Source organism: Streptomyces sp. NPDC006384, from assembly GCF_042870695.1.
Taxonomy (GTDB): domain Bacteria; phylum Actinomycetota; class Actinomycetes; order Streptomycetales; family Streptomycetaceae; genus Streptomyces.
In genome coordinates this window covers 26366-41158 of record NZ_JBIAHR010000009.1, presented here as the reverse complement: position 1 = coordinate 41158, position 14793 = coordinate 26366, and the positions used below count along the sequence as shown (strand labels likewise).

At 72.6% G+C, this 14793-nt stretch carries 10 protein-coding genes; 4 read left to right on the top strand and 6 right to left on the bottom strand.

The window, feature by feature from the left end; translation table 11 throughout:
• Nucleotides 1-4 precede the first annotated feature (4 nt).
• Nucleotides 5-1363, bottom strand: a complete 1359-nt coding sequence (locus ACFYOJ_RS14055) for a dipeptidase (RefSeq protein ID WP_356558630.1) — start codon at nt 1361-1363, stop codon at nt 5-7.
• Between the two features lie 227 nt (nt 1364-1590).
• Here ACFYOJ_RS14055 and ACFYOJ_RS14050 point away from each other — a divergent pair, with 227 nt between their 5' ends.
• Nucleotides 1591-2823, top strand: a complete 1233-nt coding sequence (locus tag ACFYOJ_RS14050) for a geranylgeranyl reductase family protein (RefSeq protein WP_356558631.1) — start codon at nt 1591-1593, stop codon at nt 2821-2823.
• A gap of 166 nt (nt 2824-2989) precedes the next feature.
• On the opposite strand, the gene ACFYOJ_RS14045 is transcribed toward ACFYOJ_RS14050, so the two are convergent.
• On the bottom strand, nt 2990-3823 hold the full coding sequence (locus tag ACFYOJ_RS14045; RefSeq protein WP_356558632.1) for an AfsR/SARP family transcriptional regulator: 834 nt from the start codon (nt 3821-3823) through the stop codon (nt 2990-2992).
• Between the two features lie 155 nt (nt 3824-3978).
• Here ACFYOJ_RS14045 and ACFYOJ_RS14040 point away from each other — a divergent pair, with 155 nt between their 5' ends.
• Entirely contained in the window at nt 3979-6210 is a 2232-nt protein-coding gene (locus ACFYOJ_RS14040) for an MMPL family transporter (protein WP_356558633.1), read from the top strand.
• Between the two features lie 88 nt (nt 6211-6298).
• Nucleotides 6299-7546 carry an ROK family transcriptional regulator gene (locus ACFYOJ_RS14035; protein WP_356558634.1) on the top strand — a complete coding sequence of 416 codons (1248 nt, stop codon included), beginning with the start codon at nt 6299-6301 and terminating at the stop codon, nt 7544-7546.
• An 88-nt stretch (nt 7547-7634) separates the two neighbouring features.
• Here the strand turns inward: ACFYOJ_RS14035 and ACFYOJ_RS14030 are convergent, their stop codons facing one another.
• From ACFYOJ_RS14030 to ACFYOJ_RS14015, 4 genes are read right to left on the bottom strand one after another with little or no spacing between them, the layout of a single operon-like run.
• Nucleotides 7635-9038: a GH1 family beta-glucosidase gene (locus ACFYOJ_RS14030; RefSeq protein WP_356558635.1), complete on the bottom strand. Its 1404-nt coding sequence runs from the start codon at nt 9036-9038 to the stop codon at nt 7635-7637.
• A 31-nt stretch (nt 9039-9069) separates the two neighbouring features.
• Entirely contained in the window at nt 9070-9897 is an 828-nt protein-coding gene (locus ACFYOJ_RS14025; protein WP_356558636.1) for a carbohydrate ABC transporter permease, read from the bottom strand.
• Between the two features lie 6 nt (nt 9898-9903).
• The gene (locus ACFYOJ_RS14020; RefSeq protein WP_356558637.1) at nt 9904-10857 is read right to left on the bottom strand and encodes a sugar ABC transporter permease; all 954 of its coding nucleotides are present in this window, start codon (nt 10855-10857) and stop codon (nt 9904-9906) included.
• A gap of 13 nt (nt 10858-10870) precedes the next feature.
• Nucleotides 10871-12127, bottom strand: coding sequence for a sugar ABC transporter substrate-binding protein (locus ACFYOJ_RS14015; RefSeq protein ID WP_356558640.1), 1257 nt, complete (start codon nt 12125-12127; stop codon nt 10871-10873).
• Between the two features lie 283 nt (nt 12128-12410).
• Between ACFYOJ_RS14015 and yicI the strand changes: the two genes are divergently transcribed.
• Nucleotides 12411-14681 (top strand): alpha-xylosidase, encoded by a 2271-nt coding sequence (gene yicI, locus ACFYOJ_RS14010; protein WP_356558638.1) that lies wholly within the window; start codon nt 12411-12413, stop codon nt 14679-14681.
• Nucleotides 14682-14793: the final 112 nt, after the last annotated feature.

The following is a 14793-nucleotide window of genomic DNA, read 5'->3' as shown; positions in this document are numbered from 1 at the left end:
CCGCTCAGTTCGCCGCCGCGTAGTTGCGCAGGAACAGCGCCTCCGCCACCGACAGCCGCTCCAGCTCCTCGGGGGACACGCTCTCGTTCACGGCGTGGATCTGCGCCTCCGGCTCGCTCAGCCCGATCAGCAGGATCTCCGCCCGCGGGTACAGCTCCGCGAGGGTGTTGCACAGCGGGATGGAGCCGCCCTGGCCGGCGTACTGCATCTCCTGGCCCGGGTACGCCACCGCCATCGCGTCCGCCATCGCCCGGTAGGCCGGGCTGGTGGTGTCGGCACGGAAAGGCTGGCCCTGGCCGATCTGTTCGACCTGCACCCGCGCGCCCCACGGCGTGCGCTTCTCCAGGTGGGCCCGGAGCAGCCCGGTGGCCTCGCCGGCGTCCACGCCCGGCGGCACCCTGAGGCTCACCAGGGCGCGGGCGCTCGCCTGCACCGACGGCGTGGCGCCGACGACCGGCGGGCAGTCGATGCCGAGCACGGTGACGGCGGGGCGCGCCCAGATGCGGTCGGCGACCGAGCCGGAGCCGATCAGTTCCACCCCGTCCAGCACCTTGGCGTCCCGGCGGAACTGCTCCTCGTCGTAGGCCAGTCCCTCCCAGGTGCTGTCCGACGCCAGGCCGTCCACGGCCGTGGAGCCGTCCTCGGCGCGCAGCGAGTCCAGGACGCGGATCAGCGCGGCCAGTGCGTCGGGCGCGGCGCCGCCGAACTGGCCGGAGTGCAGGTTCCCTTCGAGCGTGTCGACCTTCACGCGCAGCAGCGTCATGCCGCGCAGCGTCGAGGTGACCGTCGGCAGACCGACGCGGAAGTTCCCGGCGTCGCCGATGACGATGGTGTCCGCCGCCAGCAGCTCGGGGTGCGCCTCGGCGTACCGCTCCAGACCGCCGGTGCCCTGCTCCTCGGAGCCCTCGGCGATCACCTTGACGTGCACCGGCACGCCGCCGTTCGCCTTCAGCGCGCGCAGCGCCAGCAGGTGCATCAGCACACCGCCCTTGCAGTCGGCGGCACCGCGCCCGTACCAGCGGCCGTCACGCTCGGTCAGCTCGAACGGAGGCGTGTCCCAGCCCGCCTCGTCCAGCGGCGGCTGCACGTCGTAGTGGGCGTAGAGCAGCACCGTCCGCGCGCCCTCGGGGCCGGGCAGGTACCCGTACACCGACTGTGTGCCGTCCGGGGTGTCCAGCAGGGCCACGTCCTCGAAGCCCTCGGCGCGCAGCGCGGACGCTATCCAGTTCGCGGCGCCCTCGCTCTCGCTGCGCGGGAACTGGGCGAAGTCCGCCACCGACCTGAAGGCCACCAGTTCGGCGAGCTCCTCCTTCGCCCGGGGCATCAGCGAGGAGACGGTCTCGGCGACCGGATTCGACGACATGGGCACGCTCCTTGAGGGTGCGACGTTGTACCGGGGGGTACGTGAGCGGGCGCTGCGGTCAGTGCCCGCACGCGCCCCCGGTGTGCGGGTGATCGTGCGGGTGCGGACACCTCCCGGTGTGTGGCCGGTGTCCGCCGCCGATCCTCCCACAGCGGCCTGCGGCGATGCCCGCCGTAGGATGCGGGGGTCAGGTGCGGCATGCGGTTTGATCGGAGCAGTAGACCATCGTGAGCAGCGAGAACTCTTCGGCGGACGACACACGTCAGGTCTGGGACGTCGTCGTGGTGGGCGCGGGACCGGCGGGGGCCTCGGCCGCCTACGCGGCGGCGGTCGCGGGGCGCCGCGTGCTGCTGCTGGAGAAGGCGGAGCTGCCCCGCTACAAGACGTGCGGCGGCGGCATCATCGGTCCCTCGCGCGACTCCCTGCCCCCCGGCTTCGACCTGCCCCTGCGCGACCGCGTGCACGCGGTGACCTTCTCGCACAACGGCCGCTTCACCCGCACCCGCCGTTCCCGGCGGATGCTCTTCGGCCTGATCAACCGGCCCGAGTTCGACCAGCAGCTCGTCGAGCACGCCCAGAAGGCGGGCGCCGAACTGCGCACCGGCGCGACGGTGACACGGGTCGAGCAGCACGGGTCGGCGGTGCCGGACCGGCGCACGGTCGCCGTCGTCCTGCAGGGCGGCGAGACCGTGCTGGCGCGGGCCGTCGTCGGCGCGGACGGCAGCGCCAGCCGGATAGGGGCGCACGTCGGGGTCAAGCTCGACCAGGTCGACCTCGGTCTGGAGGCGGAGATCCCGGTGCCCGAGACGGTCGCCGAGGACTGGAAGGGCCGGGTCCTCATCGACTGGGGGCCGATGCCCGGCAGTTACGGCTGGGTCTTCCCCAAGGGCGACACGCTCACCGTCGGGGTCATCTCGGCACGCGGCGAGGGCGCGGCGACCAAGCGGTACCTGGAGGACTTCATCGGCCGGCTCGGCCTCGCCGGTTTTGAACCGAGCATCTCCTCCGGCCACCTGACCCGCTGCCGCGCCGACGACTCCCCGCTGTCCCGCGGCCGGGTCCTGGTGTGCGGGGACGCGGCGGGGCTCCTGGAGCCGTGGACGCGCGAGGGCATCTCCTTCGCGCTGCGCTCGGGGCGGCTCGCGGGGGAGTGGGCGGTGCGCATCGCCGAGGCGCACGACGCCGTGGACGCGCGCAAGCAGGCCCTGAACTACGCGTTCGCCGTCAAGGCCGGGCTGGGTGTCGAGATGAGCGTCGGCAAGCGCATGCTGGCGGTCTTCGAGCGCCGCCCGGGTCTCTTCCACGCCGCGCTGACCGGTTTCCGGCCCGCCTGGAGGGCGTTCAAGGACATCACCCAGGGCTCGACGACCCTGGGCGAGCTGGTCCGCAGCCATCCGCTGGCACAGCGGGCCCTGTCGGCGATGGACCGCCGCCCGGCGGAGGACCCGGCCGGCCCGTGACCGGAGGGGACGGCCGGTGCGTGGCCGGGTCGGGGAGGGCCGGGAGGTGTTCTTCCGGCACGACTCGTCCGCAGGGCCGGCCCGGTGTGCCCGCACAAGGTCCTGACGGATGCGGAGAGGTCCGTCGGGGGAGGGCGGCGAGTGTGAGGGGCGGCCGCGGAGGCCCTCACGCCACCGGGGCCGGCAGCAGCGCCGCGTCCTGCCGAAGGACGCGGGCGTGCAAAGACCGCAGCGCCGGCCCCGGGTCCGCGCCCATCGCCTCGGCGAGCCGCTGCCGGACTCCTTCGTAGGCGGCGAGCGCGTCGGCCGGGCGGCCGGTGCGGCACAGGGCGAGCATCAGCAACTCGACGAGTCGTTCCCGCAAGGGGTGGGCGGCGACCAGCCGGACCAGTTCGTGAACACACTCGAAGGAACGGCCGAGTTCGATCTCGCCGGCCAGCCGCGCCTCGAGGACGGTCAGCCGCTTCTCCACCCAGCGGAGCCGCTCCGCCGCCAGGTACGGCGCGTGGAGCCCCTCGGCGAACTCTCCGCGCCACAACTCCTCGGCCCGCCGGGCCAGTTCCCCCGCCCGGCGCAGCTCGCCGGCGTCCCGGGCGGCCATCGCCGCGCCGACGATCGCCCGGCGCTCGTGGAGGTCGTCGGCGCGGACGCCGGTGAGCCGGTAGCCGCTGCCGGTCCACGCCAGTTCCGCCCCGGCCCCGAGCGCGCGGCGCAGCCCGGAGACGTACTTCTGCACGAGGTTGCGCACGTGCACCGGCGGCGTCCCGCCCCACACGGCGTCGACCAGGCCGTCGTACGACAGGGGGCGGCCTTCCTGAAGCAGCAGGACGGCGAGCACCGCCCGCTGCTTCGGCGGGCCGAGCGGGATCTCGGCTCCGTCCCGCAAGGCGCGCAGCGGACCGAGGATCTCGCACCGCGGACCGCCCGGCGGACCCTCCGGCGCCCGTCCGGCCCGCGTCGTCCCCGCGCTTCCCGCCGCCCTTGCCGTCCCCTCACCCATGGGGCGAGCGTAACCCGGCCGCCGTTTTCCGGCGGACCTTCCAGCGGGTCTTCCAGCGGGTCTTCCAGCGGCCGGGGTGACCGTGAGCGCCGTGCGCCTCCCGCGGCAGCCCCGGGAGGGCCGCACGCCCCGAACCCCTGGAGAAAGGCCCGCACATGCTCACCGGGCTCGGCCGTCAGGCCGTGCGGCACAGCCGTGCCGTGCTGACCGGCTTCCTGCTGCTCTTCCTTGGTCTCGCCGCCTACGGTGCGGGCGCCCAGAACGCCCTGGACCTCTCCCGCTGGGACGCCCCCGGCACCGAGTCCGTGCAGGCCGGCGGCCGGCTGCGCGACGATTTCGGCACCGGCAATCCCAACCTCGCCCTGCTCGTCACAGCCCGCGACGGCGACGTGGACAGCGTGCGCACCGAACGGGCGGCCCGCGAACTGGCCGCCGAGGTGGCGCGGTTGCCCCTCGTCACGGACGTCGTCTCCTACTGGGACGCGCACAGCCCCGCCCTGCGAGGCGAGGACGGCCGCCGTGCCCTGGTCCTCGCCCGCCTCGAGGGGACCGCCACCGAGACCCGCGAGGAACTCGCCACGCTCTCCCCACGGTTGACCCGCACCACCCCCGACCTGGACGTCCGGGTGGGCGGCCAGGAGGAGATCTCCCGGCAGGTCGGCGAACAGGCCCGTGCCGACTTCCTGCGCGCGGAGGCGTTCGCGCTGCCGGCCGTGCTGCTCCTGCTGATCCTGACCTACCGGCGCACTGTCGCCGCCCTGCTGACCGTCGCCGTCGGCCTGTTCTCGGTCGTCGGCACGCTCGCCGGACTGCGGCTGATCGCGCAGTTCACCGAGGTGTCGACGTTCGCCGCGAACCTCGCCCTGGTGCTCGGCCTCGGACTGGGCGTGGACTACAGCCTGTTCCTGATCAACCGCTATCGCGAGGAACGGGCCGCGGGCCACGCCCGGCCCGAGGCCGCCTCGAGGGCGTCCCGGACGGCCGGGCGCACGGTCGTCTTCAGCGGGGTCACGGTCGCGGTGTCGCTGTGCGCGCTGCTGGTGTTCCCGTTCTTCTTCCTCAGTTCCTTCGCCTACGCGGGCATCCTTGTCGTGCTCACCGCGGTCGCCGGAGCGGTGCTGTTCCTGCCCGCGGCGCTCGCCCGCTGGGGGCACCGGGTGGAGCGGCCCGCCGCCCCGCCCTCCGGCTTCTGGCACCGCACCGCCCTCGCCGCGATGCGCCGCCCCCTGCTCGCCGGCGCCGGGGTCCTGACCGTCCTGCTGGTGGCCGCCTCCCCACTGCTCGGCCTGCGCTTCGGCCTGCCCGACGAGCGGACCCTGCCCGAGGGCACCTCCTCGCGTACGACCTCCGAGATCGTGCACCGCGAGTTCGCCGCCGAGCCCACGGACACCGTCCAGGTCGTCCTCGACGAACCGGCGGCCACGCGCGCGTACGCCGCCGCGCTCTCCCGCCTGCCCGGCGTGTTCCAGGTGGACGCGCCCGAGGGCGTCTACCGTCACGGCGAGCGCACCGGCGCCCCCGGCCAGGACCGGCTGACGGCCCCGGACGGCGGCGTGCGGCTGGCCGTCGTCCCGACGCAGGCGGCGATGTACGGGGACGTGCCCGCCTTCGTCGAACGGATCCGGGACCTCCCGGCCCCGGCGCCCGTCCTCGTCGGCGGCTACCCCGCGGAGACCACCGACTTCCGCGCCACCCTCCTGGACCGGCTGCCGTACGCCGTCGCGATCGTGCTGGCGGCGACGTACGTGATCCTCTTCCTGATGACGGGCAGTGTGCTGCTGCCCGTGAAGGCGACCGTGCTGAACCTGCTCAGCCTGTCCGTGATGTTCGGCTGCCTGGTGTGGGTCTTCCAGGACGGGAACCTGTCCGGGATCCTCGGCTTCACCCCGACCGGTTCGATCGAGCCGAGCATCCCGGTGCTGATGTTCTGCGTGGCGTACGGACTGTCCATGGACTACGAGGTGTTCCTGCTGGCCCGTATCAAGGAGGAGCACGAGCGCGGGGGCACCTCCCGCGCCTTCGACGGGGCAGGGGACGACGACACGGTGCGGGCGGTCGGCGAGGGCATCCGGCGCAGCGCCCCGCTGATCACCTCCGCGGCCGGCATCCTGGCGCTGTCGTTCCTGTCCTACGCCACCGGAGGCGTCGTCTTCCTCAAGGAACTGGGCATCGGCACGGCCTTGACCGTCCTTGTCGACGCCACCCTGGTCCGGGTGGTGCTGCTGCCGGTGACGATGCGGCTGGCGGGCCGCGCGAACTGGTGGGCACCGCGCCCGCTGCGCCGCTTGCGGGTGAGGGAGGAGAAAGGGGAGGCCGGGAAGGCGGAGGGGAGAACGGACGGGAAGGAGGCGGGCCCGGAGAGCGTACGCCGCCGGGAGCACGCGTGACCGCCACGCGCCGGGTGACGCCGCACGGCCGTCCGACCGGCGGCACCGTGCGACGCGCACGGTGCCGTCGCATACGCTCGGCACCACCATGAAGAACCACCTCACCCCCCTGGAGCCGAAGGCCGACAAGGCCACGGTCAGACGGCACAACCTCAGCCTCGTCCTGAGGGCCGTGCACGACGCGGGGGAGGCGACCCGGGCCGGGATCGCCGCGCACGTCGGGCTGACCCGGGCGGCGGTGTCGTCCCTGGTCGAGGAGTTGCTGGAGTACGGCTTCGTCACCGAATGGGGCAAGACCAGCAGCGGGCAGGCGGGACGCCCGGGCACGGTCCTGAAGGTGTCCCGGTCGGGCCCGGCGGGCCTGGGCGTCGAGATCAACATCGACTACGTCACCGTGTGCGTCGTCGACCTCGCCGGCACCGACCGGGTGCGGCTCGTGGAGCACTTCGACAACCGCGGGGTCCAGCCCTCCGAGGTGCTGGCGCGGGCCGCCCGGCTCGCCGCCCGCGCCATCGCCTCGGCGGCCGAGCAGGACCTCCTGCCGGCCGGCGTGCACATGGCGCTGCCCGCCCTGGTGTCCGGCGGCACCGTGCGTCAGGCGCCCAACCTCGGGTGGCAGCGGGTCGCCGTCGAGGGACTGTTCGCGCAGGCGCTGCTGGCGCTGCGGCCCACTCACCGCCCGCTGCCCGTCAGCTCCGACAACGAGGCCAACGCCGCCGCGCTCGCCGAGCTGTGGTTCGGGGCGGGCACCGAGGGGGTGCGCAGCTTCCTCTACCTGACGGGCGAGATCGGCATCGGCGGCGCGCTGGTCCTCAAGGGCGAGCTGCTGCGCGGCGCGCACGGCTTCGCCGGGGAGATCGGGCACATGGTGGTCGACCCGGACGGTCCCCTGTGCAGGTGCGGGGCCCGCGGCTGCCTGGAGCAGTACGCCGGCCAGGCCGCGCTGCTGAAGGCCGCGGGCGTCGACGCCGGCACCGGCGTGCGGGGTGTCGCCGAACTCGAACGCCGTGCCCGGCGGGGCGAGCCGTCCGCGCTGTCGGCCATCGAACGGGCGGGACGGCAGCTGGGCGTCGTGGTGTCGGGCGCCGTGAACCTCTTCGACCCCGACGCGGTCATGCTCGGCGGGGTCTATCGCGAGCTGATGGCCTGGCTGGCGCCCGCCGTCGACCGCGAACTCGCCCTGCGGGTGGTCTCCGGGCTGTGGACCGAGGGCGGCAAGCGGCTGCGGGCCGCCTCCTCCCTCGGCGACGCGGCCCGGGGCGCGGCCGGGGTCATCGTCCGCGAGGTGCTGGCCGACCCGGCGGCGCACGCGGAACGCGGCGGGGGAGGGGACTGACGGAGGGGCCGGCCGGTCGGAGGAGCGGACCGGCGGACCGGCAGGGGGCCGCCCCACTGCCCGGCGGCCCCCCATGCCCTCGTGGCGCTCAGCCGCGGTGCGCGGCGATCATGTCCCGGTACCAGCGGTAGCTGTCCTTCGGCGTGCGCTCCTGCGTGTCGTAGTCGACCCGCACGATGCCGAAGCGCTTGTCGTAGCCGTACGCCCACTCGAAGTTGTCCAGCAGCGACCACACGTAGTAGCCCCGCACGTCCACGCCCGCGTCCATCGCCGCACGCAGGGCCATGAGGTGGTCGCGCAGGTAGGCGACCCGGTCGGCGTCGTGCACCGCGCCGTCGGCGGCGAGGGCGTCGTCCTCCGCCGAGCCGTTCTCCGTGATGTGCACCGGCGGCAGCGCGTCGCCGTACTGCTTCTTCAGACTGACGAGCAGGTCGGTGAAGCTGTCGGGGACGACCGGCCAGTCCATGGCGGTGTGCCGGACGCCGGGAAGCCGCACCTCCTCGTAGCGGTTGTCCGTGGCCACCCTGAGCGCCGGGTCGCTCTCGCGGTGCGGGGCATCGGCGACCACGATCGGCCGGTAGTAGTTGATGCCGAGGAAGTCCAGCGGCTGGGAGATCAGCTCCAGGTCGCCGTCCTGCCGGAAGTCCGCGCCGGTGATCAGTTCGCCCCAGGTCTCCTCCTCGGTGGCCGGGTAGCGGCCGGCGAGGATCGGCTCGGTCCACACCAGGTTGTGCTGGGTGTCCGCGCGGACCACGGCCGCCAGGTCGGCGGGGGAGTCGGTGGCCGGCAGGTTCCGGTCGAGGTTGAGGGTGATGCCGACCTCGCGCACCCCGGCCGCGCGCAGCGCCTTCACCGCCAGGCCGTGCCCGACCAGCAGATGGTGGGCGGCGGCCAGGGCGCCCCGGCCCTCCTTGGCGCCGGGGGCGTGCCGGCCGACGGAGTAGCCGAGGAAGGCGCTGCACCACGGCTCGTTCAGGGTGATCCAGCGCGGCACCCGGTCGCCCAGGCGCTCGGTGACCACGGCCGTGTACTCGGCGAACCGCTCGGCGGTCTCCCGCACCCGCCAGCCGCCCCCCGCGGCGGAGCCGCTGCCGGCCGGAGTCTCCAGGGCCTGCGGCAGGTCCCAGTGGTAGAGGGTGGCGGCCGGTTCGATGCCCGCCTCCAGCAGCTCGTCGACGAGCCGGGAGTAGAAGTCCAGCCCCTTGGCGTTCACCGGGCCCGAGCCGTCCGGCACGATCCGCGGCCAGGCGATCGAGAAGCGGTACGAGTCCACGCCCAGGTCGCGCAGCAGCGCCACGTCCTCCCGGTAGCGGTGGTAGTGGTCGCAGGCCACGTCACCGGTGTCGCCGTTCGCGGTCAGGCCGGGGGTGTGGCTGTAGGTGTCCCAGATCGACGGACCGCGGCCGTCCTCCCGCGCGGCGCCCTCGATCTGGTACGAGGCGGTCGCCGCGCCGAAGACGAAGCCGGGCGGGAAGCGGGGGAAGTCGCTCATGCGGGGAAGCCCCTCTCCTGGTGGGTGGTGGTCACTTGACCGAACCGCCGGTGATGCCGGCGGCGATGTACTTCTGGGCGAGGACGAGCAGGATCGCCGCCGGGACCGCGGACAGCACGGAGGCGGCCATCACCGAGCCCCAGTCGCCGACGTGCGCGCCGATGTACTGGTAGATGCCCAGGGTGATCGGCTTGACCTCGTCGGTGGTGTTCAGGGTGAGCGCGAACATGAAGTCGCTCCACGAGAACAGGAACGCGAACAGCCCCGAGGTGATCAGGGAGTTGCGGCTCATCGGCAGCACCACCCGCAGGAACGTCCGCAGCGGTCCGGCGCCGTCCATCTGCGCGGCCTCGATCACCTCACCGGGGATCGACACCATGAAGGACCGCATCAGCACGATGGAGAAGGGGATGCCGAGCGAGGCGTCGGCCAGCATCAGGCCGAAGTAGGAGTTGACCAGGCCCAGGTCGACGTAGGAGTTGTAGAGCGCGTTGGCGATGACGATGCCCGGCACCATCTGGGTGATCAGCGTGCCGAACACGATGGTGCGCGAGCCGCGCAGCCCGAACCGGGCCAGCCCGTACGCGGCGGGTGCCGAGATCGCCAGGCAGACGGCGACCGCGCCGAGCGAGACGGCCAGCGAGGTCAGCAGGTGACCGCCCTGGTCGCTGATCGCCTTGGAGAAGCCGGACAGGTCCAGGCTGCCCGGCACCGGGTCGACCTGGAGCAGGCCCGCCTCGGGCTGGAGCGCGGTGTTGAGCATCCAGTACAGCGGGAACAGCATCACGCACAGGATGAGCACACCGGCGACGGTGGAGCCCCAGCGGCGCCGGGACGCGGTGGGAGTCTGGTCGGCCATCGTCGGTCACTTCCCTTCGGAGCGGTTGGCCCGCAGGTAGAACACCGCGAACACCGCGGAGATCAGGATGAGCACGTTGCCGACGACCGCGCCCGCGCCGAAGTCGAGCTGCACGAACGAGTTCTGGTACGTGAGCGTGCCCAGGGTCTGGGTGGAGTCGGCGGGGCCGCCCTCGGTCAGGGCGAGGATCAGGTCGAGGATCTTGACCGTCGACATGAAGCCGAGCACCAGCACGACCGTGATGACCGGCTTCAGCATCGGCAGGGTCACCGAGCGGAAGGTCCGCCACGCGGAGGCGCCGTCCAGGGAGGCCGCCTCGTGCAGCTCCTTCGGGATCTCCTGGAGACCGCCGTACAGGATGACCATGTTGAACGGGATGCCGATCCAGATGTTGACCAGGATCACCGACAGCAGCGCCATGTGCGGGCTGGTCAGCCAGGGGGTGTGCCCGCCGAGGCCCAGGGTGTCCAGGAACGAGTTGAGCACCCCCGTGTCCTGGTCGAGGATGCGCCGCCAGACGATGCCGGACACCACCATGGGCACCAGCCACGGCAGCAGGATCAGCGAGCGCAGCACCCCGTTCAGCGGGAAGCGGCGGCTGAAGAACACCGCGAGCGCCAGCCCGATGCAGAACTGCCCGAGCAGCGAACCCACGGTGAAGACGAGGGTGTGCCACAGCGCCTTGCCGAACAGGGCGTCGTGGAACACGGCGGACCAGTTGTCGGTGCCGTTGAACGGCGCCTCACCGGTGAAGAAGGTCTTCGGCGTGTAGTCCTGGAAGCTCATCACGACGTTGCGGACGAGCGGGTAGCCGAAGAACAGCAGCATGAAGACGACGGCGGGGGCGACGAACCCCCACTGCGAGAGGCGGCGCCTGCGCCTGAGCCGGGCCGGGTCCGGCGCGGCGGCGCTCCGGGAGGCCCTCGCGGACGCCTGTGCGGTGACGGTGGACGTGGTCATGATGGCGCGTACCTCAGTTCCCGCTCGTGGCACGCTGCTGGGCGCGCTTCAGGGCGGCCTCGCTGGACTGGCCGGTCAGGGCGGACTGGAAGGCGCTCTGCAGGGCGAGCGACACGCCCGACCAGCCGGCGCCGAGCTTGGCGGTCCGGGACCGGGCGGTGGCGACCTGGTCGGCCAGGGCCTCCAGCTCCGGCACCCGCTCGCGCCACACGGCCGCGGCCTTGGCGTTCGCCGGGACCATCCAGCTGTTGAGCGCGTAGGTCAGCTGCTCCTTCTGACCGGACAGGCAGGCGACGATCCTGCCGGCCGTCCTCTGCCGCTCCTCGTCGCCCGTCTTCGGCACGGTGAGCACCGCGCCGCCCAGCGGGCCGACCGAGTCGTCACCGGCCTTCGGCACCGGGATCTGTGCGATCCCCCAGTGCAGCGACTTGTCGGTGTTGAGGGTCTCCACCTGCCACGGGCCGTTGATCATCATCGCCGCGTTGCCGGCCATGAACTGGTCGTTGACGTCCGCCTGCGTCCAGTTGACCGTCGACTTCGACAGCGAGCCGTCCTTCAGGAGGCTCTTCCAGTAGTCGAGCGCCTCGGCTGCCTGCGGACTGTCCAGCTTCGTCTCGTCGCCGCCGTTGGACCACATGAACGGCATGAACTGGAAGACGCCGTCCTCCGCGCCGCCGGCGCTGAGCGCCAGGCCGTACCGCTTGCCCTGCGTGAGCGTCTTCGCGGCCGCGCGCAGCTCGTCCCAGGTGGTGGGCACCCGGACGCCCGCCTCGTCGAGGAGGTCCTTGTTGTAGAAGAGGGCGAGCGTGTTCACGGACCGCGCCGCGCCGTAGTAGGTCCCCTTGTACGAGCCGAAGTCGACGATGCCCTCGGGGATGTCGTCGGTGCTCAGACCGAGCTTCCTGAGGTCGACGAGGCCGCCGGCGTCGGCGAACGTGGGCATCTCGGACGCGTCGAACTGGACGATGTCGGGCAGCGACTTGGACGACGCCATGCGCAGCGCCTTGGTCATCACCTGCGCCGCGGGGACGCTCTGCTGCTCGATCGTGATGCCCAGCTGTTCGCCGCAGCGGGCCATCGCCTCGGCGTCCCAGCGGTGGTACGACTCGTCGGTCGAGGAGTTCATCACGGTGTACACGTCGGCGTCGCGCTGCTGCCCGCAGCCGGTCAGTGCCGTTCCGGCGACCAGGACGGAGACGGCGGCGAGCGGGACGACGGCTCTGCGTGAGCGTACGCGCCCGCGATGCGCGGCGTTGAAGCGCTTCGACATCATGCGGCCCTTGCTGTCGTACGATCCGGCTTCCTTGCCGGACTGTTTTGTTTGCTGTGATGACTAATACGTCAGAGACCGCCCTCCGCGCTAGGGGCGAGTGGCCCTCATCTCGTTCTTCCGTCGCGTGAGAGGTTAGTTCTTTTCCGTCATCACCGCTGATCAGAGTGTTCGAGTCGCTGCAGGGGACTCGGTTTCCGGATTTGTTCTGTGTACGATCAAAAGGCTGTGGGACGGCCTCCGTGCGCCCACTCGACCGTTCCCGCCCCACCCAAGGAAGATCATGAAGTTCACTGACGGCTTCTGGCTCATCCGCGAGGGCGTGCATCTGTCGTACGCCACCGAGGTACGCGATGTACGCACTGAATCGAAGCGCTTCACCGCTCATGCGGCCGTGAAGAAGGTGACGCGGCGGGGCGACACGCTCAACGCCCCCCTCATCACGGTCGAGTGCTTCTCTCCCGCCGAGGGGGTCATCGGCGTCCGCGTGACCCACCACGCGGGCAAGCGCCGGCCGGGCCCCGACTTCGCCCTGTCCGGCGCGCCGGACGGAGCCGGCAGCGTGCGCCGGGACGGCTCGGTCACCGAGCTGACCAGCGGCCCGCTCTCCCTCCGCCTGGACAGCGAGGGCCCCTGGGGCCTCTCCTTCCACGACGCGGACGGACGCGAGCTGACCCGGGCGGACGCCAAGGGCACCGCGTTCGCCACCACCGGCGACGGCGCGCACCACATGCTGAGCCGGCTCGCCCTCGGTGTCGGCGAGCAGATCTACGGCCTCGGCGAGCGCTTCACCCCGTTCGTCAAGAACGGCCAGGTCGTCGACATCTGGCAGGCCGACGGAGGCACCAGCAGCGAGCAGGCGTACAAGAACATCCCGTTCTACCTCTCCTCGCGCGGCTACGGCGTCTTCGTCAACCACCCCGGGGCGGTCTCCTTCGAGATCGGCTCGGAGTCCGTCGGCCAGGTCCAGTTCAGCGTCGAGGACCAGACCCTCGAGTACTACGTCGTCGCCGGCCCCACCCCCAAGGACGTCCTCGCCCGCTACACCGCCCTCACCGGCCGCCCGGCCCTCCCGCCGGCCTGGTCCTTCGGCCTGTGGCTCACCACGTCCTTCACCACCGACTACGACGAGCGGACGGTCACGTCCTTCGTCGACGGCATGGCCGAGCGCGGCATCCCGCTGAGCGTGTTCCACTTCGACTGCTTCTGGATGCGCGAGTACCAGTGGTGCGACTTCCAGTGGGACCCGGAGGTCTTCCCCGACCCGGAGGGCATGCTCGCCCGGCTCAAGGCCAAGGGGCTGAGGATCAGCGTCTGGATCAACCCGTACATCGCCCAGAAGTCCCCGCTCTTCGAGGAGGCCGCCGCCCTCGGACACCTGGTGCGCCGGCCAAACGGCGACATCTGGCAGTGGGACCTGTGGCAGGCCGGCATGGGCCTGGTCGACTTCACCAGCCCCGCCGCCCGCGACTGGTTCGCCGGCAAGCTCAAGCCGCTGCTCGACCAGGGCGTGGACTGCTTCAAGACCGACTTCGGCGAGCGCATCCCCACCGACGTCGTCTGGCACGACGGCTCCGACCCGGAGCGGATGCACAACTACTACACCCACCTGTTCAACCGCACCGTCTTCGAACTCCTCGAGAAGGAGCGCGGGCAGGGCGAGGCCGTCCTCTTCGCCCGCTCCGCGACCGCGGGCGGCCAGCAGTACCCCGTCCACTGGGGCGGCGACTGCTGGTCCTCCTTCGAGGCGATGGCCGAGTCGCTGCGGGGCGGCCTGTCCCTGTCCCTGAGCGGCTTCGGTTTCTGGAGCCACGACATCGGCGGCTTCGAGGGCACGCCCGACCCGGCGGTCTTCAAGCGCTGGCTGGCCTTCGGCCTGCTCTCCTCGCACAGCCGCCTGCACGGCTCCTCGTCCTACCGGGTGCCGTGGGAGTTCGGCGACGAGGCCGTCGACGTGGCCCGCCGCTTCACCCTGCTCAAGCACCGCCTGATGCCCTACCTGTACGGCGTCGCCGCCGAGGCCCACCGCACCGGCGTGCCGATGATGCGGCCGATGGTGCTGGAGTTCCCGCGGGACCCGGGCTGCCGGACCCTGGACCGCCAGTACATGCTCGGCCCCGACCTCCTGGTCGCCCCGGTCTTCACCGAGGACGGCGAGGTCGAGGTCTACCTCCCCGAGGGCACCTGGACGCACCTGCTGTCCGGCGAGCGGGTCACCGGCCCGGCGTGGCGCACCGAGCGGCACGGCTACGACAGCCTCCCGCTGTACGTCCGCGAGGGCGCCGTCCTGCCGCTGGCCTCCGACGACCGGCGCCCGGACGGGGACTGGCTGGACAACCCGGTCCTCCTGGTGCACCCGTCCGGCGCGGCCGACTGCACGGCCGAGATCACCGTGCCCGACCAGCTGGGCGCACCGGCCGCGACCTTCCGCGTCCGGCGCGAGGGCGACGCCCTGCGGGTCACCGCGAGCGGCACCGACCGTCCGTTCACCGTGCGCGTCGCCGGCGGGGCGAGCGCCGAGGGCAGCGGAGAGGTGACCGTGCCCCTGGCGTGAGACGGCATCGAGGGGGGGGGGGGGGGGGCGGGGGGGGGCGGGCGGGGGGCGGGGGGGGGGGGGGGGGGGGGGGGGGCGGGGGGGGGGGCGGGGCGGGGGGGGGCGCGCGCCC

What these genes read in the sequence shown, in the direction of transcription:
- ACFYOJ_RS14035 (WP_356558634.1), top strand. Translation starts at nt 6,299, where the DNA reads ATGAAGAACCACCTCACCCCCCTGGAGCCGAAGGCCGACAAGGCCACG.
- ACFYOJ_RS14015 (WP_356558640.1), bottom strand. Translation starts at nt 12,127, where the DNA reads ATGTCGAAGCGCTTCAACGCCGCGCATCGCGGGCGCGTACGCTCACGC.
- ACFYOJ_RS14040 (WP_356558633.1), top strand. Translation starts at nt 3,979, where the DNA reads ATGCTCACCGGGCTCGGCCGTCAGGCCGTGCGGCACAGCCGTGCCGTG.
- ACFYOJ_RS14025 (WP_356558636.1), bottom strand. Translation starts at nt 9,897, where the DNA reads ATGGCCGACCAGACTCCCACCGCGTCCCGGCGCCGCTGGGGCTCCACC.
- yicI (WP_356558638.1), top strand. Translation starts at nt 12,411, where the DNA reads ATGAAGTTCACTGACGGCTTCTGGCTCATCCGCGAGGGCGTGCATCTG.
- ACFYOJ_RS14045 (WP_356558632.1), bottom strand. Translation starts at nt 3,823, where the DNA reads ATGGGTGAGGGGACGGCAAGGGCGGCGGGAAGCGCGGGGACGACGCGG.
- ACFYOJ_RS14030 (WP_356558635.1), bottom strand. Translation starts at nt 9,038, where the DNA reads ATGAGCGACTTCCCCCGCTTCCCGCCCGGCTTCGTCTTCGGCGCGGCG.
- ACFYOJ_RS14055 (WP_356558630.1), bottom strand. Translation starts at nt 1,363, where the DNA reads ATGTCGTCGAATCCGGTCGCCGAGACCGTCTCCTCGCTGATGCCCCGG.
- ACFYOJ_RS14020 (WP_356558637.1), bottom strand. Translation starts at nt 10,857, where the DNA reads ATGACCACGTCCACCGTCACCGCACAGGCGTCCGCGAGGGCCTCCCGG.